The sequence below is a fragment of the Streptomyces sp. CB02366 genome, from assembly GCF_001905905.1.
Lineage (GTDB): Bacteria > Actinomycetota > Actinomycetes > Streptomycetales > Streptomycetaceae > Streptomyces.
Genome location: NZ_LIVT01000005.1, coordinates 413640 through 435690, shown reverse-complemented (window position 1 = coordinate 435690; position 22051 = coordinate 413640). Strand labels below are relative to the sequence as shown.

The 22051-nt window shown below is 75.0% G+C and carries 15 protein-coding genes; 7 read left to right on the top strand and 8 right to left on the bottom strand.

Annotation, left to right across the window (positions count from 1 at the left end; translation table 11 throughout):
* Window positions 1–355 precede the first annotated feature (355 nt).
* Window positions 356–709 carry a hypothetical protein gene (locus AMK24_RS18965; RefSeq protein WP_073769989.1) on the top strand — a complete coding sequence of 118 codons (354 nt, stop codon included), beginning with the start codon at window positions 356–358 and terminating at the stop codon, window positions 707–709.
* Between the two features lie 86 nt (window positions 710–795).
* On the opposite strand, the gene AMK24_RS18960 is transcribed toward AMK24_RS18965, so the two are convergent.
* The 7 genes from AMK24_RS18960 to AMK24_RS18930 all read right to left on the bottom strand — a co-directional run bounded on the left by AMK24_RS18960 (window position 796) and on the right by AMK24_RS18930 (window position 14460).
* A complete protein-coding gene (locus AMK24_RS18960; protein WP_073769959.1) occupies window positions 796–5568 on the bottom strand; it encodes a hypothetical protein in 4773 nt (1590 codons plus the stop codon).
* Window positions 5569–5669: 101 nt separating this feature from the next.
* Entirely contained in the window at window positions 5670–6614 is a 945-nt protein-coding gene (locus AMK24_RS18955; RefSeq protein WP_073769958.1) for a hypothetical protein, read from the bottom strand.
* The gene (locus AMK24_RS33965; protein WP_158072161.1) at window positions 6611–6772 is read right to left on the bottom strand and encodes a hypothetical protein; all 162 of its coding nucleotides are present in this window, start codon (window positions 6770–6772) and stop codon (window positions 6611–6613) included. Before AMK24_RS33965 ends, AMK24_RS18955 begins: the two co-directional genes overlap by 4 nt.
* Window positions 6769–8304 carry a hypothetical protein gene (locus tag AMK24_RS18950; protein ID WP_073769957.1) on the bottom strand — a complete coding sequence of 512 codons (1536 nt, stop codon included), beginning with the start codon at window positions 8302–8304 and terminating at the stop codon, window positions 6769–6771. The genes AMK24_RS33965 and AMK24_RS18950 overlap by 4 nt, the downstream gene beginning before the upstream one ends.
* Before the next feature lie 45 nt (window positions 8305–8349).
* A complete protein-coding gene (locus AMK24_RS18945) occupies window positions 8350–12087 on the bottom strand; it encodes a hydantoinase B/oxoprolinase family protein (RefSeq protein ID WP_073769956.1) in 3738 nt (1245 codons plus the stop codon).
* Between the two features lie 271 nt (window positions 12088–12358).
* Window positions 12359–13777: a hypothetical protein gene (locus AMK24_RS18940; protein WP_073769955.1), complete on the bottom strand. Its 1419-nt coding sequence runs from the start codon at window positions 13775–13777 to the stop codon at window positions 12359–12361.
* 290 nt (window positions 13778–14067) lie between these two features.
* Window positions 14068–14460 (bottom strand): ankyrin repeat domain-containing protein, encoded by a 393-nt coding sequence (locus AMK24_RS18930; RefSeq protein WP_073769953.1) that lies wholly within the window; start codon window positions 14458–14460, stop codon window positions 14068–14070.
* Between the two features lie 328 nt (window positions 14461–14788).
* On the opposite strand from AMK24_RS18930, the gene AMK24_RS18925 reads away from it, so the two are divergent.
* Both AMK24_RS18925 and AMK24_RS18920 read left to right on the top strand, forming a co-directional pair.
* On the top strand, window positions 14789–14983 hold the full coding sequence (locus tag AMK24_RS18925) for a hypothetical protein (protein ID WP_030589427.1): 195 nt from the start codon (window positions 14789–14791) through the stop codon (window positions 14981–14983).
* A 37-nt stretch (window positions 14984–15020) separates the two neighbouring features.
* Entirely contained in the window at window positions 15021–16706 is a 1686-nt protein-coding gene (locus AMK24_RS18920; RefSeq protein WP_073769952.1) for an ATP-binding protein, read from the top strand.
* Between the two features lie 205 nt (window positions 16707–16911).
* Here the strand turns inward: AMK24_RS18920 and AMK24_RS18915 are convergent, their stop codons facing one another.
* Complete coding sequence (locus AMK24_RS18915) at window positions 16912–18411, bottom strand: SCO1417 family MocR-like transcription factor (protein ID WP_073769951.1); 1500 nt, start codon at window positions 18409–18411, stop codon at window positions 16912–16914.
* A 102-nt stretch (window positions 18412–18513) separates the two neighbouring features.
* On the opposite strand from AMK24_RS18915, the gene yczE reads away from it, so the two are divergent.
* From yczE to AMK24_RS18895, 4 genes are all read left to right on the top strand, one after another.
* Window positions 18514–19233 (top strand): membrane protein YczE, encoded by a 720-nt coding sequence (gene yczE / locus AMK24_RS18910; protein WP_073769950.1) that lies wholly within the window; start codon window positions 18514–18516, stop codon window positions 19231–19233.
* Window positions 19230–19991 carry a glycerophosphodiester phosphodiesterase gene (locus AMK24_RS18905; RefSeq protein ID WP_073769949.1) on the top strand — a complete coding sequence of 254 codons (762 nt, stop codon included), beginning with the start codon at window positions 19230–19232 and terminating at the stop codon, window positions 19989–19991. The genes yczE and AMK24_RS18905 overlap by 4 nt, the downstream gene beginning before the upstream one ends.
* A 46-nt stretch (window positions 19992–20037) precedes the next feature.
* On the top strand, window positions 20038–21411 hold the full coding sequence (locus AMK24_RS18900) for an MFS transporter (RefSeq protein ID WP_073769948.1): 1374 nt from the start codon (window positions 20038–20040) through the stop codon (window positions 21409–21411).
* Window positions 21412–21676: 265 nt separating this feature from the next.
* On the top strand, window positions 21677–22051 hold the full coding sequence (locus AMK24_RS18895; protein ID WP_003959706.1) for an RNA polymerase-binding protein RbpA: 375 nt from the start codon (window positions 21677–21679) through the stop codon (window positions 22049–22051).

Genomic DNA, 22051 nt, shown 5'->3' with positions numbered 1-22051 from the left:
CCGGCCGGACTCCTCGGTACCGGCACGTATCAGTTGGCTGGAATTCTTCGCCCCGTCGGCTTCTGTGCGCTGCGCGTGCTTTTTCCGGGGAATTTTCGGGACGGGCGGTTCGTCCCTATGTACGGGGTAGGCGCACGGTGGGGTCGTGCGCGGCAGGACGGACGTGTTCCGCCCGCGTAGAACCGGCGCAAGCCGGGCAGCCACCCTGGAGTCGGACAGTGGTGGGGAGTTGAAGACCTTGAGTACGCAGGAACGCGGGAGCGCCGCGGCGTCGACGGCGGCGCGGGCGGCCGCCGGGGACGAGGCGCGGGCGCCGCGGCAGTTGTGGGTGGAGGAGCCGGCCGCGAAGCCGCGGATGCCCGACGCGGTGCGGACGGCCGCCGTGCGCGCCGTTCTGATCATGTCGTTCACGATCATCCAGGCGATGGTCGCTTTTCTGACCACCTTGGCCGGCTCCTGGCTGGCCTTCCCCATGGTGCTCAGCAGTGTGGCCAGCACGGTGGTCGCCACCTGGGCGGTCCTCGACGTCTGGGTGACCCGGCAGGTGTGGAACCAGCGCCACGGCGTGGTGTCCGTGCCGAGCAGCACGGCCCGGCAGATACGCCGCGAGCGGCGCCGGTCCCGCCGGGCCGAGCGGGCGGCCGAGCGGGACGGCACGAGCGGCGGCATAGGCAGCCGTCAAAGCGCCGGAGACCTCTCCCGGGCCTGACGTCCGGCCCTCCCGGGCCGAGCGGACCGGCCGAGGGCCTGTCGTCGTCGCCTCGCAGGCGGCGGTCCCTCGACAGGCCCCGGCGGTTACGCCCGGGGCCGCGGTGCGGCCGGACGCTCGACGGCGTCCTGCTCGTTCCGCCTGAACATCCGGGTGGCCGTGATCTCCCCGTGGACCGTCTCCCCTTCCGGGTCCTGCTGGGGCAGGCCGGGGCGCAGGTGCTCCTCCACGCTGATGTACTTGAGTCCGGCCCTCAGGTCGGCGTCGTTGCGCAGCCGGATGACGAGGGGGAATTCGGCGAGCGCGGTCGTGTCGAACAGGCCCGTCGTGTACAGCAGTTGCACGCCGAGCGCGTCCGACACCGCCCGCTGGAGCTCCAGCAGGTACGTGGCGTTGGCCCGGCCGATCGGGTTGTCGAGGAACAGGGTGCCCGCGTGCCGGTGGCGGTCGCGGCCCCGGTCGTTGCTGCGCAGCGCGGCCATCGTGCAGTAGAGGGCGATGGCCGCCGTGAGGAGCTGGCCGCCGGAGAAGACGTCGCCCATCTGACCGACCGGGACGCGCTCGGCGCGCAGCACGGCGTCCGGCTTCAGGATCTCCACCGCGATGCCCTTGGGCCGCAGCGCCGCCTCGACGCCCCGCAGCAGCAGGGACATGCCGTCCCGGCGCAGGTCGGAGTTCTTCTTGAGGGCGGCGTGGGTGGCCTCGTCGACGACCTCGCCGAGGCGTTCGGTGAGGGTGGCCTGGTCCGGCTCCTCGAAGCGGATCCGGAGGAATTCCTGCCCCGACCACTCCCCCAGTCCTTCGGGGAGCTGGGAGAGCCGCTGGGCGGAGCGCAGGGTGGTGAGCGCCGACTCGACCAGCCCGCGCAGCCGGTCGACGATGGAGTCGCGGTTGCGTTCGAGCTGGACCAGTTCGTCGGTGAGGACGCGGAGCCGGGGGGCGAAGGCGTCGGCCCACTTCCGGGCGTGGTCGGGCAGGGCGGACGCGGGCAGCTCGCGGATCTGCTGGCGGGCGGGGGTGCGGACCTGTTCGTAACGGGTGGAGTTGGCGTGCCGGACGAGGATGTCGCTCGCCTCCCGCACGGCGCTCTCGGCCGCCGAGAGGTCGGCGTTGCAGCCGCGCAGGGAGCGGCGGGACTCGGCGGCGGACTGCCGGGCCTCGGCCAGCGTGCCGGGGTAGGGGTCGGGGTCCTCGGCTCCTTCCTCCGCGCCGTGGTCGCGCAGGAGGTCCCGCAGCAGGGCGGCGGTCTCGTCGAAGCCCCCGGCGGAGTCCTCGGCGGTGCGGTGGGCGTGCAGCAGTTCGCCGTGGGCGGCGCGGGCGGTGTCCAGGGCCGCGGTGGCGTCCGCCAGCTCGGCGGTGGCGGTACGCAGCAGGGCCTGGGCGCTCTCGGCGTCGGCCGGGACCAGCTCGTCGGGCAGTTCGGTGTGGTGCGGGCGCTCGTCGTCGGGGGCGAGCCGTTCGGCCTCGCCGCGCAGGCGGCCCAGGTGCTCGCTGGCGGCGGAGGCGCGGGTCTCCAGGAGCTGGACGTGTGCTTCGGCCCGGGCGGTGGCGGCCTGGCGGGAGGGGCCGTCGGCCCCGTCGGTGCCCTCCAGGAGCTGCGCGGCGCGGGTGCGGACCTTGTTGGTGAGGCGGTCCAGTTCGGCCAGGGCGGCGCTCTCGTCGCTCTCGGCCCGGGCCTGTTCGGCCCGCAGGTCGGCGCCGACGCCGACCTTCTCGTACAGCTGGGACGCGGCCCGGTACGCCTCGCGCAGGGCGGGCAGCGCGACGCGGGTCCGCGATGCGTCCGGCTCGGGGAGGACTTCGGGCACCCCGGCGATCTCGGCGCGTTCGGCGCGCAGGGCGCGGGCGGTGCGGCGGGCGTCGTCCCCGGCGCGCTGGGCGGCCCGGCGGTCCTCGTCGGCGGCGCGGGCGAGGTCGAGGCAGACGGCGGCGCGGGCCTCGGACTCGGCGGCCTCGTCGGCCAGTTCGCGCAGCCTGGCCTGCCAGCCGGCCCGCTCGCGGAGCCGGTGCGCGAGTCCGGCCAGGGCGTCGGCGGCGCGACGGGCCCGCTGGGCGGCCTCCTGGCGTTCGTCGCGGACCCGGGCGGTGTCGGCGGCGGCCTCGTCGGCCTCGGCTCGGGCGGTGCGGGCCTCGACGAGGACGGCTTCGGCGCTCTCGGCGGCCGTACGGGCGGTGGCGGCGGCCTCGGCCAGTTCGGCGAGCATGCCGGGCGGGCAGTCGGCGCGCCAGGAGCCGATGCGGGAGGCGAGTGCGCGGTCGCCGGAGAGGCGGGCGGCGAGGGCCCTGATGTCCTCGTCGCGGACGGCGGCGCGGCTGCGCAGCGCCTGGCGCTCCTCGTCGGCGGCGTGTTCGTCGTGCATGGCCGGGTTCGGCGGGACGAGGAAGACGTCTTCGCCCCGGTCTCCCGCCCCGGGGGCCGGTACGGGAGCGAGGAGGGCGGCGGCGGTGCCGACGGCCACGGCGGAGCGGGGCAGCAGGGCCGCGCCGCCGAGGACCTCGCGGGCGCGGGTGTGGGCGTCGGGGTCGGTGATGACGACGCCGTCGACCAGTTCCGGGCGGGCGGCGAGGACGGCGGCGTGGTCGGCGGGATCGACGGCCTGCGCGAGGTAGCGCCAGCCGGGCAGCGCGGGGATGCCGTGCTCGCCCAGGTACTCGACGGTGGCGAGGACGTCCGGGCCGGGGGGCAGCAGCCCGCCCTCGCCGAGCGCGCCGAGGATGCGGGCGTCGTCGGCGGCGGCGGTGCGCAGGTCGAAGAGGCGGCGTTCGGCGGCGGCGACGGACTGGTCGAGGAGGTCGCGCAGTTCGTCGGCGCTGCGGTCGAACTCCTCGGCGGTCAGCGGCCGTGGGGCGGCCGCCGGATCCGCCAGGGCCACGGTCCGGTCGGCGGCCGCACCGGGGCCGGCGTCCACGGCGGCGCCGTCGTCGCCCGGTCGGCCGGCGCCCGTGGCGGCGCCCCGGCCGGATCCGTGGGTCTCCTCGCCGTTCTCCCGGCGGGGGTGCGGGACGCCGGAGGGGGCGGGGAGGCCCAGCAGCTCCGCTAGGCGGGGGTCGGCGGCGATGGACTCGGCCGCGCGCAGCTCGTCCTGGTAGGACTGTTCGGCGGCCCTGGCCCCGTCGGCGGCGCGGGCGGCGGCCAGTTCGGCACGGCTCTCGGCGGCGGCCGCCTCGCGGGCGGTGTCGGCGGCGGAGCGGGCGGCTTCGCGGGCGGTGTCCCAGGCGGCGACCGCGGTCTGCTCGGCGTCGCTGGCGGCGAGGGCCGCGCGGGCGGGATCGGCGTCGGGCGCGGTGTCGTCGAGCCAGCCGGCCCGGACGGCTTCGGCGGTCTCCTGCCCCACTTCGGCCAGGCGCTGGCGCAGGTGCCCGGCCTCGCTGCGGGCGCGCTGGGCCTCGGTGGCGGCGACGGTGGCGTCGCGGTGGGCGCGTTCGCCGGTGGCCTGGAGGCGTCCGGAGCGCTCCTCCTCCTCGTTGGCGAGGCGTTCGCCCTCCTCGGCGGCGCGGTGCAGAGCGCGGACGAGGTCGGTCGCCGCGGCGGTGCGGGCGGCGAGGGCGGGGGCGGCGTCGCGTTCGGCCTCGCGGATGGCGGCGGCGACCCGGGCCGAGCGGTCGGCGGCGGCACGGTGGCGCAGCACGGCTTCGGCGGCCTGCCAGGCGGAGTGCAGGGTGCGGGCCTCGGCCAGCTCCTTGCGGCCTGCGGCGGCGCTCTTCTCGGCGGCGGTCAGGGCCAGTGAGGCGTGCCGGTAGGCGAGTTCGGCGGCGATCAGGGCGCGGCGGCCCCGGGCGGACTCGGCCTCGGTGACGGTGTGGGCGGCGGCGGTGACCTGCTCGGCCAGCTCCGCGGTCCGGCCGCGTTCCTCGGCGGCGCGCGCGGAGAGGCGGCGGGCCAGGGTGCGGGTGCGGCGTTCGGCCCCGGCGTGGACGTCGCGGGCGCGGGCGCGGGCGTCGGTGGCCTCGACGATCCGGCCGAGGAGGTCCACCGAGCCCGCGGTGAAGTCGCGTTCGGCGGTGAGCTCGGCGCGGCGGCCCAGCTTGTTGCCGAATCCGCTGACCAGGTCCGCGAGCCCGTCGGTGTCGCGGGTGTCGGTGACGGCGCGGAGCAGGAGGTCGGTGAAGTCGGAGTCCTTCTTCACCGCGAAGAGGCCGGCGGCCTCGCCCTCGTCGGCGTTCATCTCGCGCTGGTAGCGGAAGAGTTCGGGGTCGAGGCCGAGGTCGCCGAGGTGTTCGTTCCACCGGTCGTGGATCTCTTCCCAGTGCACGTCGAGATGCGCGTAGAACTTGCCCGCGTCCATCAGCGCGTCGCGGAAGCCCTTCATGGTGCGCCGTCTGCCGCGCGCGCCGGAGACGCCTTCGGCGGGGCGGCCCACGGCGGAGGACTCCGCGACGGGCAGGCTGTCCAGGCTGAGCCCGGGGCCGGGCCGGAAGGAGTACCACGCCTCGGCGAACTTGCGCGGGTCGTTGGAGACCTGCCGTCCCCGCCATTCGCTGACCTTGCCGACGACGACGCACTCACCGGTGAGGGTGTGCTGCCACTCCAGGGCGACGTGGCCGCAGTCGTCGGCGAGGAGGAACTTGCGCAGCACGCCGGAGCTGGCGCCGCCGAGGGTGTTGCGGTGGCCGGGGAGCATCACCGAGAAGATCAGCTTCAGCAGGACGGACTTGCCGCCGCCGTTCTCCAGGAAGAGGACGCCCGCGGGGGCGGGGCGGCGGGGCGGGCCGACCGGCTCGTCCTCGAAGAACTCCGCCTGGGCGGGGGCGGGGTCGGGGACGGGTGCGCCGACGCCGCGCAGGTCGAGGACGGTGTCGGCGTAGCGCGCACCGGCAGGCCCGATGGAGTAGAGGCGGACCCGGGACAACTCGTACATGGCGGCGGACTCTCGTCGTTCGTGAGCGGGGGCGGAGCGGCAGGGATGGGGCCGGCCGCCCGGCGGGCGGGGCCTCGGGACGGTGCGGGCCGGGGCGCGGATCAGGAGTGGAAGGGCAGGCCCGCGTCGGCGACCAGTTCCGTGCTGTCGGGGTCGGGCGGCGGCAGCAGCGTGGCCGAGCCGTCGGTGACCGGGACCACGCCGAGCTCCAGCAGTTCGGCCATGGCGGCGCTGCCCGCCAGGTCGCGGACCTGGAGCTGGTAGCGGGCGGTGGTGCGGTAGGCGCCGCCCGCGTCGTCGCCGGTGCGCTGGAGGAAACCGGAGTCGGTGAGGAAGGCGACGGCCTTGCCGATGATGCCGGTGGTGGACCCGGCGAGCCGGCGGGCGTCCTTGGTGGCGCCGGTGGCGCTGCGGCGGGCGTAGATCCGCCAGCCCGCTTCGAGTCCGGGGGCGTCGCTGGCGGGGTCGGTGTTGTCGCCCTGCTCCTCGGCCCGTTCCTCCAGCCGTCTGCAGGCCTGGCGTACGAAGGCGTCGACGCCGTTGACCGTGATGCGGCCGATGTACGCGTCGTCGGCCAGGTCCTCGGGGCGGGGGAAGGCCATCGCGGCGACGGCGAGGTGGGCGAGGCCGTGCAGGAAGCGGTCGGCGGAGTCGGAGGAGGCGCGGCGGGCGTAGTCGCCCATGCGGACGGCGAAGACGGAGTCCTCACCGGCGGTCACGGCCATTCCGGCGCGCGGAGAGACCTCCAGGACGACGAGGCCGAGCCCGGTGGCGACGGCGTCGGCGAGCCGGGCGAAGGCGCTCTCCTCCCGGTAGCGCCGCAGCAGGTCGGCGTATTCGGCGTCACGGGCGGGCAGCAGCTTGGGCTGGAGTCCGAAGGAGACCAGGCGGGCCGCGTCGGCGGCGTCGGCCGGGGTGACGGCGCTGTGCCCGGCGGGCTCGGCGGCGCCGGGGCGGGTGGAGTCGCCCGCGTACGGAGTGGGGGGATCGGCGTACGCGGAGGGCTCGGTCCACGCGTCGGGGTGCTCGGCGTCGTGGTCGCTCACGGCTGGGACTCCTCGGTACGGAAGACGTGCGGGTGCGGGTGCGGAGGGAGGACGAGGCCGGCCGTACCGGAAGAGGCGGCGGGCGCGGGGCCGGCCGTGACGGACCGGGCGGGGGGCGGCACGGGGCCGGTCGCCGGGGGCGTGGCGCGGGCGGTCACGAGGCGTCCTTGCGGTCGGCGGCCATCCCGGCGGCGTCCAGCAGGGCGGTGCCCACGATCAGGTCGGCGCCGCCGAACGCCGGGTCCTCCAACTCGGCGCCGTCGTCGACGGCGAACAGCAGCCGCCGCTCGCCCTGCCGGTAGGCGGTGCCGACCGGGGGGCTCGCGGCGTGCACGGCGAGCAGGGCGACCAGGTAGGCGAGCTCCTCGCCGTCGCCGCCGCTGCGGCGGGCCTCGGCGAGCAGTCCGGAGAGCCGGCGCGGGGCGTCGTGCTCCAGGTCCAGCAGGGTCGTGGCGCGGGCGAGCTGCTCCTCGCTGAACCGGCTGTCGTCGGGGGTGGCGATCAGGTCGGGCTCGGGCATCTCCGCGCCCAGGTGCTCGCGCTCCAGCGGCGGGGCGAGCAGCAGGTCGACCAGGTCCCCGACCCGTACGGCGGTGGGGGTGCGCAGTCCGGTGCCGTGCGCGAAGAAGGCGTCGGTGGCCCGGCCGGCCTGTTCGACGGGGAGCGGGAGGAGCGGGGCGAGGAGCTGCCCGTACAGGTCGAGTCCCGTGTGGGCGGCGGGCGGCGCGAACGCCTGGCGGTCCTGCTCGGCGCGGAAGAGGGGGCCCGCCTCCAGCAGCCGGGACTGGAGCTGGGTGTGGCGGCGGATGCAGTCCTTGACGATGTCGACCAGTTCGGCGGCCCGCCGCTTGTGCTCGGGCTCCTCGGCCTCGTCGCGCGCCTTGCGGATGTTGGTGAGGATCGCGTTCTCGTGGCGGTAGCGGTCGGCTACGTGCTCCAGGGCCTCGGCGATCATGTCCGGGACGGTGTGGAGCCAGTCGACGGCGCGCACGTTGCGCCGGGTGGCCTCCAGGGTGCGGCGCAGGGTTTCGGCGTACTGCACGGTGCGGTAGCGGGCCTGTTCGGCGGCGAGCTGGGCGTCCGCGAGGCGGCCCCGGCTGATGAGGACCTCCAGCTTGACCTCGGCGGCGATCTGGGCGCTGGTGACATCGGTGTCGAGGGCGCCGACGAGGACGTTGACCGCTTCGTCGGTGGCACGGAGGTAGACGGCGCCTCCGTGGCCCGGGACCTCCTCGATGAGTTTGAAGTCGTAGTCCCGGCGGACGTAGACGCCGTCGGGGCCGAAGGTGCCGTAGACCGCGCGGAAACCGCGGTCGACGCTGCCGACGTTGACCAGGTTCTCCAGGACCCAGCGGGCGACCCGTTCGTGTTCGGCGACGGGGCGGTCGGGGGCCTGGGCTCCGATGCGGGGCAGCAGCCTGGCGACTATCTGGTCGTGGTCGGCCCCGGTGTCGAAGTCCATGTTGAGCGTGACGTGGTCGATCGCGGCGAGGGCGACCTCCGCCATGGCGTACACCGTGTACTCGCCGGCCAGATTCGCCTTGCGGACGTCCAGGTCGTGCAGGGGCGCCGTGCAGGCGAGCGCGCGCAGCCGCCGCGAGAGCCCCTCGTCGGCGGCGGGGCCCGGGGCAGGCCGCGGCCCCGCGCCGAGCTGCGGCGAGGCGGTGTCCGGGGAGGCAGGCGAAGTCACGTGGGACAGATTAGGTCCTCGCACGGACAACGGTCGAAACGGCGTTTATGCGACCGGTCCGGTACCGCGCTCCTCCGTCCGCGCGGGGCCGTACCCCCCGCCGCCCGGGGTGCGCACCACCAGCACGTCCCCGGCGTCCAGTTCGGCGGTGTCGCGTCCCGCCAGCGGGACCGTCGAACCGTCCGCCCGCTCGATGTGCTGCTCCCCGCGCGCTCCGGGCTCCCCGCCGCCCGCTCCGTACGGCGGGACGCGGCGGTGTCCGGAGAGCAGGGCGATCGTGACGGGCTCCAGGAAGCGGATGCGGCGCTCGACGCCGTCGCCGCCGTGCCACCGGCCCGCTCCCCCGCTGCCCTCCCGGACCGCGAAGGACTCCAGCCGGACGGGCAGCCGCCACTCCAGGATCTCCGGGTCGGTGAGCCGGGAGTTGGTCATATGGGTCTGCACGGCGTCCGCGCCGTCGAAGCCGTCGCCCGCTCCGGAACCGCTCGCGATCGTCTCGTAGTACTGGACGTGGTCGTTGCCGAAGGTGAGGTTGTTCATGGTGCCGGAGCCCTCGGCCTGGCCGCCGATCGCCCCGTAGAGCGCTCCGGTGACCGCCTGGGAGGTCTCCACGTTGCCCGCGACGGTCGCCGCCGGGTGGGCGGGGTCGAGGAGGGAGCCGGGCGGGATCGTCACCTCCAGGGGCTTGAGGCAGCCGCTGTTGAGCGGGATGTCCTCCCCGACGAGCGTGCGGAAGACGTAGAGGACGGCGGCCATGACGACGGAGCGGGGCGCGTTGGCGTTGCCGGGCTGCTGGGGCGAGGTCCCGGTGAAGTCGAGGTGGGCGCCGCGGGCCTTGCGGTCGACGGTGAGCCGGACCTCGATCACGGCCCCGTCGTCGGTGGTGTAGCGGCAGTGGCCGTCGTGGAGTCCGGCGAGGATGCGGCGGACGGACTCCTCGGCGTTGTCCTGGACGTGGCCCATGTAGGCGTCCACGACGTCGGCCCCGAACTGGCCGGTCACGCGGCGCAGTTCGGCGATGCCCTTCTCGTTGGCGGCGATCTGGGCGCGCAGGTCGGCGAGGTTGGCGTCCGGGTCGCGGGAGGGGTACGCGGCGGAGGCGAGCAGTTCGCGGGTCTCGGCCTCGCGCAGCCTGCCGTCGCGGACGAGGAGCCAGTTGTCGAAGAGCACCCCCTCCTCGTGGATCGTGCGGCTGAAGGCGGGCATGGAGCCGGGGGTGGTGCCGCCGATCTCGGCGTGGTGCCCTCGCGAGGCCACCAGGAAGCGCAGCCGGTCCCCGACGCGCCCGCCGTCGCCGTCGCCCTCGCCCTCGTCGAAGACGGGGGTGATCACCGTGACGTCGGGCAGGTGGGTGCCGCCGTGGTACGGGTCGTTGACGGCGTACACGTCGCCGGGGCGCAGCGCGCCCTCGTTGCGCCGCAGGACCTCCTTGATCGACTCCCCCATCGAGCCGAGGTGCACCGGGATGTGCGGGGCGTTGGCGATCAGGTTGCCCTCGGCGTCGAACAGGGCGCAGGAGAAGTCCAGGCGCTCCTTGATGTTGACGGAGTGGGCGGTGTTCCGCAGGCGGACGCCCATCTGCTCGGCGATCGACATGAAGAGGTTGTTGAAGACCTCCAGCATCACCGGGTCCACCCGGGTGCCCACGGCGGTGCGTTCGGGCCGGGGGCCGGTGCGGGTGAGGACGAGGTGGCCGGTGGGGGCCGCTTCGGCCCGCCAGCCGGGGTCGACAACGGTGGTCGCGTCCTCCTCGGCGACGATCGCGGGCCCGGTGACGGCGTCGGCCGGACGCAGGCCGGCCCGGCGGTACAGCGGAGCCCGGCGCCATCGCCCCTCGGCGTACAGGTCCACGGTGTCGAGGGGGCGCGGCGAGGCGGCCGGGCGGACACGGGAGCGGGAGGCGGGGCCGGCGCCCTCGGAACCGGAACCGGAACCGGAGCCTGTTCCGGAGCAGGGGCCGGGCGCGGCGCCGTCGCTCGCGTCGGCGGCTGTCGTGCCGGTGGCCCCGGTGGCCTCGACGACGGCGGTCTCGACGACGACCGGCTTGTCCATGGTGAAGCCGAACCGGGCCCGGTGGGCGGCGGCGAACGCCTCGGCCATGGCGTCCTCCGTGTCCAGGTCCACCGGAAGCGACGCGTCCGTACCGGCGTACCGCAGCAGGATCCGGGCCCGCGTGGTGATCGCGGAGTCCTCGACGCCGTCGGCGCGCAGGGCGTCGCGGGTACGGTCGGCCAGCTCCGCGCAGAGCCTCTCCACCCGCCCGGGGCGGGTCGCGTCGAGCTGTTCCTCCACCGACTGTTCGCGCATCGCGGTGGCGTCGGCCAGTCCGATGCCGTACGCGGAGAGGACCCCTGCGAGCGGGGGGACGAGGACGGTGTCGATGCCCAGGGCGTCCGCGACCGCGCAGACGTGCTGGCCGCCCGCCCCGCCGAAGCCGGTGAGGGCGTAGCGGGTGACGTCGTGGCCGCGCTGCACGGAGATCTTCTTGACGGCGTTGGCCATGTTGAGCACGGCGATCTCCAGGAAGCCCGCCGCGGCCTCCGCCTCGTCCGGTCGCCGCCCGGTGGCGCGTTCCACCTCGTCGGCGAGGGCGGTGAACCGTTCGCGGACCGCGGCGGCGTCGAGCGGGAGGTCCGCGTCGTCGCCGAAGACCGCCGGGAAGTGGGCGGGCTGGACGCGGCCGAGCATCACGTTGGCGTCGGTGACGGTGAGGGGGCCGCCCCGGCGGTAGCAGGCGGGGCCGGGGTGGGCGCCGGCCGAGTCGGGGCCGACGCGGTAGCGGCTGCCGTCGAAGTGCAGGACGGAGCCGCCGCCGGCCGCGACGGTGTGGATGGACATCATCGGGGCGCGCATCCGTACTCCGGCGACCTCGGTGCCCAGCTCCCGTTCGAACGCGCCGGCGTAGTGGGAGACGTCGGTGGAGGTGCCGCCCATGTCGAACCCGATGACGCGGTCGTACCCGGCCTGCCGCGAGGTGCGGACCATGCCGACGACTCCGCCGGCCGGGCCGGAGAGGACGGCGTCCTTGCCGCGGAAGCGGGCGGCTTCGCGCAGCCCGCCGTTGGACTGGAGGAACGTCAGCCGGATCCCGTCGAGGCGGGCGGCGACCTCGTCGACGTAGCGGCGCAGTACGGGTGAGAGGTAGGCGTCGACGACGGTGGTGTCGCCGCGGGGCACGAGCCTGATCAGCGGGCTGACCTCGTGGGAGGCGCTGACCTGGGTGAAGCCCGCCTCCCGGGCCGCTTCGGCGACGGCCCGTTCGTGGGCGGGGTGGCGGTAGCCGTGCATGAGGACGACGGCGGCGGCGCGCAGTCCGTCCGCGTGGGCGGCGCGCAGCTCTTCGCGTACGGGGCCGAGGTCCAGCGGGCGTACGGTGCGGCCCGAGGCGTCGAGGCGCTCGGGCACCTCGATCACGCGCTCGTGGACGGCCTCGGGCAGGACGATGTGCCTCTCGAAGAGGCGGGGCCGGTTCTGGTAGGCGATCCGCAGCGCGTCCCGGAAGCCCTCGGTGATCAGCAGGACGGTCGGCTCGCCCCGCCGCTCCAGCAGGGCGTTGGTGGCGACGGTGGTGCCCATCCGGACGGCGGCGACCCGGTCGGCGGGCACCGGCTCGTCCGGGCCCAGGCCGAGGAGCAGCCGGATTCCGGCGACGGCCGCGTCGTCGTAGCGGCCGGGGTCGTGGGAGAGGAGCTTGCGGGTGACCAGGCGGCCGTCGGGGCGGCGGCCCACGACGTCGGTGAAGGTGCCGCCCCGGTCGATCCAGAACTCCCAGCGTCCGGTCATGGCGTCATTGTGTGCCCGTGGCCGCGAGCCCGCAGGGCCGGTTCCGTCCGGGAGGGAGCCGCCGGGCGGGGCGTGCGCCTCCGGTTCACCTCGCCGCCCTCGGCGTGCGGCCCTCCGGGCGTCCGGCCCCCGCGGTCCGTACGCGGCCCCGGTCGTCCCCCTCCACCGCGTGCCGGGGGCTCCTCCGGCGAGCCCCGGCACGCGGTGGAGTCCCTGCCAAAAAGGCCGGGAGGAGGGTCCGACGAGGGCCCTCCTCCGGGAGACCGTGCGCTCAGACCGCCGACGCGTCCGGGCCGATCCGGCTGCGTACCGCGGTCTGGACCTCGGCCTCCTCGGCCGGGTCGGCCGCGAGGCGGCGCAGCCGTTCGGCGACGCGGATGTCACCGGTCTCGGCGTGCCGGGCGGCCACCTCCCGGGTGGTCTCCTCGCAGTCCCAGAGGCACTCCACCGCGAACCCGGTCGCGAAGGACGGGTCGGTGGCGGCCAGGGCGCGGGCGGCCCTGCCCCGCAGGTGCGAGGAGGACGTCTCGCGGTAGACGTGGCGCAGCACGGGGGCGGCGCAGGCGATGCCGAGGCGGCCGGCCCCGTCGACCAGGGGCCACAGCCGGGGGGCGTCGGGCCCGTCGCCGCGTACGGCCTCCCGCAGCGCGCCGAGGACTTGGGGAGCGTCCTGGGCGGCGCCTCGGCAGGCGAGCACTCCGGCGGCGGAGGCTCCGAGGGCGTCGGGGCGGTGGGCCCAGCGCCGGGCCCGCCGCACGGCGTCGTCGGCGGTCATCCGCTCGAAGGCGGCGAGGGCCGTGTCGGCGACGGTGCGGGAGGGGCTGGTCGCGGCGGCCTCGATGAGGTCGAGGACGACGGGTTCGCCGGTTTCCGCGAGGTAGTGCAGGGCGGCGCAGCGGGCGCCGTCGGGTCCGCTGCGGGCGGCCTCGACGATCCGGGGGAGGTCGTCGGGTCCGGCCACGGCGGTGAGGCAGCGGGCCGCGGGGACGTGCAGTTCGCTGCCGCGCTCCAGGGCCTGCTGGGCCCAGTCGAAGACGGCCTGGACGCTCCAGCCGGGGCGGGGGCCCCCGGGGCGCATCTGGCGCTGCCACCGGTCGAACGATCCCTGTTCGCCGGCGGCCCGGACGCGGGTGCCGACCGTTTCGCGCGGGTCGTCGGCCCACAGCCGCCAGGGGCGCGGCTCGAAGGCGTCGCGTACGGCGGCGGCGAGGTCGGCCGCGCCCTGGTCGGTGGCCGGGAAGCGGGCGAGGACGGGCAGCGCGAGGGAGCGCAGGCCGGCGTCGTCGTCGCGCAGCGCGAGTTCGTCCAGGGCCCAGGCCCAGTTGGCGCCCCTCGCCGCGTAGCGGCGGAGCAGGGCCAGGGCGTCGTCGCGCCCGTAGGAGGCGAGGTGGCCGAGGACGGAGAGCGCCAGCCCGGTGCGGGAGTCGTCGGTGTCGGTGTGGTCGTCGGGGTCGAGGAGATGCCGCTCGATCTCCTCGATTCCGCCGTCGAGGTCGAGGTAGAGGCGCGCGTAGTAGAGGGAGCGGTTCTCCACCTGCCAGTCGTGGCGTGGGTCGCTCACGACGCAGTGGTTGAGGGCCGCGAGGGCCTCGGGGCGCGGTGCGGCGAGCGCGTGGAGCGTGCCGTCGCCGCGGCCCCTCTGCAGCAGGCCGAGCAGGGTGCCGCTCGGCGCTATGAACGGATCGAACATGGGAGAAAGCCTCACATCAAGCTGTCGACGCAACCGGGACCGTGCAGTGCCCTGTGCCTCTCGGCACGCGGGGGTGTCCGGGGGGACACCGCTACGCCGCGCAGTGACATGATCGGCCGACCGCCGTCTTTCGCCTGGTGTAGAGCATCTTCCTCTGCCTCTCGTCGGTGGCCCTGAGCGGACCCGCGACGTCATGATGACCCAGCCATTTCGCCACCGCGACCACATTTACGACGGACCGGTCAGCGGACCCCACGGCGGACGCCCCGGGGAGCGGACCCGCCGTCGCCTCACCGCGCACCGAAGCGTTCCAGCAGGTCGGACTTGCCGAACATGCGGGCCGTGTCCAGCGCGGACGGCGTTCCGGCGGCAGGGTCGGCGTCGGCGGCGAGCAGGGCCTCGACGACGGCGTCCTCGCCCTTGAAGACGGCTCCGGCCAGCGGGGTCTGGCCCCGGTCGTTGGCCCGGTCCGGGTCGGCGTCGCGGGCGAGGAGGGCGGCGACCGTGGCGGCGTGCCCGTGGTAGGCGGCGAGCATCAGCAGCGTGTCGCCCCGGTCGTTGGTGAGGTTGGCGGGAACCCCGGCCTCGACGTACGCGGTGAGCGCCTCGGTCTCGCCGGCGCGGGCCAGGTCGAACACCTTGGTCGCCAACTCGACCACCTCGGGATCAGGGGTTTCGCTCATCGGACGGGCCGCCTTCCTCGTCTGCCGCCGCGGCGGTCACCGCCGCGATCGGCCTGGTCGGGCGTACGGCGCGGGGGCCGTACGAGTGAATCGACAGGGTACTGCTCCCGGGCCCGCATGACCCGGTCCCGATCCGGCGAGGGATCGCCGCGGCTGATCCTTCCCGGCACGGGCCGGGTGATACCGCTCCCCGGGAGCCCCGTCCTCTGGGCTGGTCAAGTGAAAGCGCAGGATATTCACCCGATTGCACCTTTTGTCATATGGATACTTCGCGTGATCCTGGAAGAACTCATGGTGACCGTCCCCTTCGACCAGGAGAGAACCGCTCATGATCCTTTCCATCTCGGGCGTGGTACTGCTCGCCGTCATCGTCTTCCTGTTCTTCAAGAAGGACGGGCTCAAGGCGTCCCACGCCATCGTCTGCGCACTGTTCGGCTTCTACCTGGCCGGCACCGCCATCGCCCCGAGCATCACGGCGGGCGGGGCGAGCCTCGCCGGCCTGCTGGGCGGGATCAAGTTCTGACCCTCCGCAACCGCTCCCACCCCTTCAGGAGACCGACGTGGCCCGGCGACCACTCCCCCGCATTCTGAGCAGCGGCAGCGCTTCGATCTCTCGTGGCAGAGAGATCGCGCGCACGGCCGCCGACAGCGCCACCGATGTCCTCCATCCGCTGATCACGGTGGTCCGCGGCCTGCGGCTGCTGGCCGTGGCCGGCCGGCAGAACTGGGTCGCGACCCCCAAGGAGCGGCGTGGTCCCAAGCTGTTCCTCGCCGCGGCCTGCGTCCTCGCGGCGGCGCTCGTCCCGTTCGGGCCGATCCTGGCCCTGGTCGCCCTGATGGGCGCGGCCGCGTGGAAGGGGCGGGAGCGGACCCCCGTGCGGACCGGGCCCGACGAGACGGAGAGCGCCCGGCTGCGCTCGCTGTACGAGGCGCTCGTGCCGTACTTCTCCAGGGCCGACGACCCCGAGCCCCTGTTCGCCCACGGCGGCGACTGGACGAAGGCGTTCGACGCGTACGCCTTCGACCGGGACGGACGGCTCAGCGGACTCCGGATCGCCTACCCGGCGTACTTCACGGACGGCGAGGCCGCCGCCCGCTCCCGGATCGAGCAGCTGCTCCACACCAAGTCCGGGCGGGGCCGCGAGTACCGCTTCACCTGGGACGAGGAGGCCAACCGCCTGGTCATGACCGTGCTGGACCCGCTCCCCACCGGCATCGCCGCCCAGCGCTTCGTCACCGCCCCCGGCGAGACGGTCCTCGGCTTCACGGACCCCGACGCCGTGTCCCGCACCGTCCCCGTGCGCGCCGGCGACGCCGACCTGGACGCCCCGCCCGTCCTCTGGCGGACCGGCGCCCGCTCCACCGAACCCCACCTGCTGGCCGTCGGGCAGCCCGGCGCAGGCACCACGACCCTGGTCCGCTCGATCGCCCTGCAGGCCCTCCAGGGCGGGGACGTCATCGTCATCGACGGCAGCGGGACCGGGGAGTACGCCGCGCTCGCCGGACGCGCCGGGGTCCTCGCCGTGGAGTCCGGACCCGGCGGGGCGCTGGCCACGCTGGAGTGGGCGGCGCACGAGACGGAGCGCCGGCTGATCACCGCCAACCGGGCCCGGCAGAGCGGCCGCCCCGTACCGGACGACATCCGGCGACCGCTGTGGATCCTGCTGGACCGCCCCGGCGTGCTGGGCCACCTCGCGGCGGCGGAGGGCAGGCCCGACCCGCAGGAACTGCTCCGCATCCCGCTGCGGCACGGCCGGGCGGCCCAGGTCACCGTCGTGCTGGCCGAACAGTTCGACGCGCTGGACACCCTCACCGAGACCGTGCTGACCCACACCCGCGCCCGTGTGGTGCTCGGCCCGGCCGCCCGCGAGCAGATCGCCGCGGTCCTGGGCGCCGGACCGCACACCACCCCGCCGCCCCAGGTCCCCCCAGGCCGCGGCTACGCCCGCCTCGGCCCGGGGCCGGTCCTGCGCCTCCAGGTCCCCGCCACCCCGGACCCGTACGACGACGACACGAGCGACGCGCACCGGCAGGCGGTGCTCGGCCTGCTGCCCGGTCGGCCCGCCCCGGCGCAGGCCGGTCCCGCGCCGGAGAGCGCCGACGAGGGCCCCGCGACGGAGCAGACCCCCGTACCCGTGGAGGCCGCGGACCGGCGGGGCGGCATGATCCCGGCGGAGGCGATGGCGGGCGGGCCCGGGCCGTCCGAGCCGCCGGCGAAGGCGCAGCCGGCGGGCGCGGAGAGCTGAGCGGGGAGCGGTGCGGCGACCCCGCGGGCGGGGAGCGGACCACCACGGTCCGTCCCCCGCCCGCCGCCGCCCCCGGCCCCTCGGAAGCCGGTTGTACCGGAGGCTCCGGGTCCGCCTCCCCTCGTGCCCCGGGGGCGGCCGGGCGGCCACGGGAGCCGTGAGGAACCCGGGGAGGCCCCGTGGCCCCGGGGACCCCGGCCGGGGCTCAGGCCACGAAGCTGCGCGGGGCGTCGGCCCCCGCGCCCGCCCCGGAGCGCACCAGCTCCACCGCCGCGGCCAGGCGCACCGCCGCCTCGTCGGCGACCGGCCCGCTCACCGTGAACGGCAGCCTCACGTACCCCTCGAACGCCCCGTCCACCCCGAAGCGGGGGCCCGACGGCACCCGGACGCCGACGCGTTCGCCCGCCACCGCCAGCCGCGAACCGGAGAGGCCCCCGGTGCGCACCCACAGCGTCAGGCCACCGCGCGGCACGGCGAACTCCCAGTCCGGCAGCTCGCGGCGCACCGCCGCGACCAGGGCGTCCCGGTTCTCCCGGGCCTGGTCGCGGCGGACCTCGACGGCCTCCTCCCAGCCGCCCCCGCCCATCAGCCAGTTGATGGCGAGCTGCTCCAGCACGGGGGTGCCCATGTCGGCGTAGGCGCGGGCGGCGACCAGGCTGCGGATGACGTCAGGGGCCGCGCGCACCCAGCCGATGCGCATCCCGGCCCAGAACGCCTTGCTGGCCGAGCCGACGGTCAGGACCGTGCTGCCGGCCGGGTCGAAGGCGCAGACCCGGCGCGGCATGGCGAGGCCGGGGTCCAGGCGGAGTTCGTTCATCGTCTCGTCCACGACCAGGACCGTCCCGGCGGACCGGGCCGCGTCCACCAGGTCCCGGCGCTGCTGCTCGTCGGCGAGCGCTCCGGTGGGGTTGTGGAAGTCGGCCACCACATAGGCGAGCCGGGGCGCGGCGTCCCGCAGCACCTGGCGCCAGCGGTTCATGTCCCAGCCGCCGAGCCCCTCCTCCATGGCGACCGGGACCAGCCGGGCGCCGGTCTCGCGCATCAGCTGGAGGATGTTGGCGTAGCTCGGGGACTCGACCGCGATCCGCTCGCCGCGGCCGGCGAAGAGGTGGCAGATGGCGTCGATGGCGCCCATCGCCCCGGTGGTGACCATGATCTGTTCGGGCATGGTCGGGATGCCGAAGGCGGTGTAGCGGTCGGCGATCCTCCGGCGCAGGGCGGGCAGTCCGGCGGGGTAGTCGCCGTGCGTGTGGGCGTACGGCGGCAGCTCCTCCAGCGCGCCCTGGACGGCGCGGGTCAGCCACGGTTCGGGCGCGGGCAGGGCCGCGCACCCCAGGTCGATCATCGAGCCGAGCGACTCCGGCGGCAGCGGTTCGAGGCCGCGGGCGGGCAGCGGGTTGCCGGCCGGGACGGCGGTCCAGCTCCCCGCGCCGCGCCGCGACTCCAGGAACCCTTCCGCGCGCAGCGCCTCGTAGGCGGCGGCGACGGTGGTGCGGCTCACGGAGAGGGCGAGGGCCAGTTCGCGTTCGGCGGGGAGCCGGGCGGCGACGGGGACGCGGCCCTCCAGCACCAGCAGGCGCACGCCGTCGGCGAGCGCGCGGTAGGCGGGCGGCTTGCGGCCGCCGGGTCCGGTGGGCCGGGGCTGCTGGGACCGCAGCTGACGGGCGAGCTGGGCCGCTCCCACGGTCGATGTCCACTGCACCATTGAAATCAGTCCACCTTCCTCGAATTGGCCATAGTTGGTGGCCGATCCCCTGCCACAGAGTGACACGAAGCAGTCCACCATCACTACGTCAGGAGGCCCCACGTGGCCAGGACCACGGACCGGAGCACCACCCGCCTCACCCGGCGGTTGGTCCAGCTGTACGTCGGTCTGGCGCTGTACGGGGCGAGTTCCGCGCTCCTGGTCCGGGCCGGGCTGGGCCTGGAACCGTGGGGCGTGCTGCACCAGGGGCTCGCGGAGCTGACCGGGATCTCGATCGGCCTGGTGTCGATCGCCGTCGGGGCGGTGGTGCTGCTGCTGTGGATCCCGATGCGCCAGCGGCCGGGGCTGGGCACCGTCTCGAACGTCTTCGTCGTCGGGCTGGCGATGGACGGGACGCTCGCCCTGGTCGGCGACGTGGACGGGCTCGGCTTCCGCGTTCCTGTGATGGCCCTGGGCATCGTGCTCAACGGGGCGGCCACCGGCCTGTACATCGCGGCCCGGTTCGGACCGGGGCCGCGCGACGGCCTGATGACCGGGCTGCACCGGGTCACCGGGCGCTCCATCCGGCTGGTCCGCACGGCGATCGAGGTGGCGGTCGTGGCCACCGGCTTCCTGCTGGGCGGCTCGCTGGGGGCGGGCACCGTGGCGTACGCCCTGGCCATCGGGCCGCTGGCCCAGCTCTTCCTGCGGATGTTCGCGCTCCCGGAGCCCGCCGTCCCGGCTGCCGCCGCCGCTGCGGGCCGGCCGTCCGCCCCCGCGCCGGGCGCCGGTTCCGGCCCCGGCGCCTCCCCGGCGTCCGGGCAGGCCATACTGCCGCAGTGAGACCGAGCCACCCCTACCTGGACCATCCGACGCCGATCGCCTTCGCCCACCGCGGCGGGGCGGCGGACGGCGTGGAGAACACCGCGACCGCCTTCCGCCGGGCGGCCGACGCGGGCTACCGCTACTTCGAGACCGATGTGCACACCACGGCGGACGGCCGGCTGGTCGCCTTCCACGACGCGACGCTCGACCGGGTCACCGACGCCCGGGGCCGGATCGGCGAGCTGCCGTGGAGCGAGGTGCGACGGGCCAGGGTGGGGGGCGGCGAACCGCTGCCGCTCTTCGAGGAGCTGCTGGAGGAGTTCCCCGAGGCCCGCTGGAACGTGGATCTGAAGGCCGGGTCGGCGCTGGAGCCGCTGCTGGACCTGATCCGCCGCACCGACGCCTGGGACCGGGTCTGCGTCGGCTCGTTCTCGGAGGCCCGGGTGGCCCGCGCGCACCGCCTGGCAGGGCCCCGGCTGGCCACCTCGTACGGGGTGCGCGGTGTGCTGGCGCTGCGGCTGCGTTCGTACGGCGTCCCGGCCCCGCTGCGGGCGGGCGCGGTCTGCGCCCAGGCACCGGAGCGCCAGGGCGGCGTCCCGGTGGTGGACGCCCGTTTCGTCCGCACGGCGCACGCGCTCGGGCTCCAGGTCCACGTGTGGACGGTGAACGAGCCGGAACGGATGGCGGCGCTCCTGGACCTCGGGGTGGATGGCATCATGACCGATCACATCGAGACGCTGCGCACGGTGCTGAGCGAGCGGGGGGCCTGGTCCTGACGCCCGGCCCGTCCGCGTCCGCAGGGGACGAGCGAGGGGGCGCGGCATGAGCACCGGCACCGCAGGGAAGGCCGACCCGTCCGGGCGCCCGCCGGGCGGGGGGACGGCCGCCGCGCGCAGGCGCGAGCAGCACGGCTGGTACTTCTACGACTTCGCGTGCTCCGTCTACTCCACCAGCGTGCTGACCGTCTTCCTGGGTCCGTACCTGACCTCGATCGCCAAGGCGGCGGCCGGCCCCGACGGGTTCGTGCACCCGCTGGGCATACCCGTGCGGGCGGGCTCGCTGTTCGCTTACTCCGTCTCGGCCTCCATCGTGGTGGCCGTGGTCCTGATGCCCCTCGTCGGAGCGGCGGCGGACCGCACGGGGCGCAAGAAGCCGCTGCTGGCGGCGGCCGCCTACACGGGGGCGGCGGCGACCGCGGGGATGTTCTTCCTGGACGGCCACCGCTATCTGCTGGGCGCGTTCCTGCTGATCGTGGCGAACGCCTCGATCTCCGTGTCGATGGTCCTGTACAACGCGTACCTGCCGCAGATCGCCGAGCCGGAGGAGCGCGACGCGGTCTCCTCGCGCGGCTGGGCCTTCGGCTACACCTCGGGGGCGCTCGTCCTGGTCCTCAACCTGATCCTGTACACCGGCCACGCGTCGTTCGGGCTCGCGGAGTCCGACGCGGTACGGATCTGCCTCGCCTCGGCCGGGGTGTGGTGGGGCGCGTTCACGCTCGTACCGCTGCGGCGGCTGCGCGACCGCCGGGTGGCTCCCGGCGCCGAGGGGGCGGTCGGCTCCGGGTGGAAGCAACTGCGGGCGACCCTGCGCGACATGCGCCGCCATCCGCTGACGCTCGCCTTCCTGCTCGCCTACCTCGTCTACAACGACGGCATCCAGACGGTGATCTCGCAGGCGTCGCTGTACGGCTCCGAGGAGCTGGGCCTGGACCAGACGACGCTGATCGTCGCCGTGCTGCTGGTACAGGTCCTGGCGGTGGCGGGGGCCCTGGGCATGGGGCGACTCGCCCGGACGCACGGCGCCAAGCGCACGATCCTGGGGTCGCTGGCCGTGTGGACCCTGATCCTGGTCGCGGCCTATCTGCTGCCGGCCGGCGCGCCGGTGTCCTTCTTCGTCCTGGCGGCGGCGATCGGCCTGGTGCTGGGCGGCAGCCAGGCCCTGTCGCGGTCGCTGTTCTCGCATCTGGTACCGCGCGGCAAGGAGGCGGAGTACTTCTCCGCGTACGAGATGAGCGACCGGGGACTGAGCTGGCTGGGGCCCCTGGTGTTCGGCCTGGCCTACCAGGTGACCGGCAGCTACCGGGACGCGATCATCTCGCTGATCGTGTTCTTCGCCCTCGGCGCGGTGCTGCTCGCGCGGGTGCCGGTGCGGCGCGCGGTGGAGGCCGCGGGAAACCCCGTGCCGGAACGGATTTAGACGTTGAAGTCAAAGGGCGGTAGTATACGTCTTTGGCCTGCCCGGAGGACCGTTACTGCCAGTGGAAGCAGCTCTACCGTTGAGTGACAACATCCACGAGAGGTGACAAACCGGGCATGGGCGGGTACTCAACCCAGACAAGGCAGCGGCACGACGGGCGACGCATGACCGGCAACGGGAATCTTTGCCGCCGACCGGACGTTGACCGGATGACGACGACAGCGACATTTTGTCCTGTGGGCGACAAGCCCGGGAGGCACGATTCATGAGTGAGCGAGCTCTCCGCGGCACGCGACTTGTGGTTACCAGCTACGAGACGGACCGCGGCATCGATCTGGCCCCGCGCCAGGCGGTGGAGTACGCATGCCAGAACGGACATCGATTCGAGATGCCGTTCTCGGTGGAGGCGGAAATTCCGCCGGAGTGGGAGTGCAAGGCGTGCGGCGCCCAGGCACTCCTGGTGGACGGGGACGGCCCCGAAGAGAAGAAGGGCAAGCCGGCGCGCACGCACTGGGACATGCTCATGGAGCGGCGCACCCGCGAGGAGCTGGAGGAGGTGCTGGCCGAGAGGCTGGCGGTTCTGCGCTCCGGAGCCATGAACATCGCCGTGCACCCGCGGGACAGCAGGAAGTCTGCCTGA

What these genes read in the sequence shown, in the direction of transcription:
- AMK24_RS18925 (WP_030589427.1), top strand. Translation starts at nt 14,789, where the DNA reads ATGATCCTTTCCATCTCGGGCGTGGTACTGCTCGCCGTCATCGTCTTC.
- AMK24_RS18915 (WP_073769951.1), bottom strand. Translation starts at nt 18,411, where the DNA reads ATGGTGCAGTGGACATCGACCGTGGGAGCGGCCCAGCTCGCCCGTCAG.
- AMK24_RS18945 (WP_073769956.1), bottom strand. Translation starts at nt 12,087, where the DNA reads ATGACCGGACGCTGGGAGTTCTGGATCGACCGGGGCGGCACCTTCACC.
- AMK24_RS18940 (WP_073769955.1), bottom strand. Translation starts at nt 13,777, where the DNA reads ATGTTCGATCCGTTCATAGCGCCGAGCGGCACCCTGCTCGGCCTGCTG.
- AMK24_RS18895 (WP_003959706.1), top strand. Translation starts at nt 21,677, where the DNA reads ATGAGTGAGCGAGCTCTCCGCGGCACGCGACTTGTGGTTACCAGCTAC.
- AMK24_RS18960 (WP_073769959.1), bottom strand. Translation starts at nt 5,568, where the DNA reads ATGTACGAGTTGTCCCGGGTCCGCCTCTACTCCATCGGGCCTGCCGGT.
- AMK24_RS18900 (WP_073769948.1), top strand. Translation starts at nt 20,038, where the DNA reads ATGAGCACCGGCACCGCAGGGAAGGCCGACCCGTCCGGGCGCCCGCCG.
- AMK24_RS18930 (WP_073769953.1), bottom strand. Translation starts at nt 14,460, where the DNA reads ATGAGCGAAACCCCTGATCCCGAGGTGGTCGAGTTGGCGACCAAGGTG.
- AMK24_RS18965 (WP_073769989.1), top strand. Translation starts at nt 356, where the DNA reads ATGCCCGACGCGGTGCGGACGGCCGCCGTGCGCGCCGTTCTGATCATG.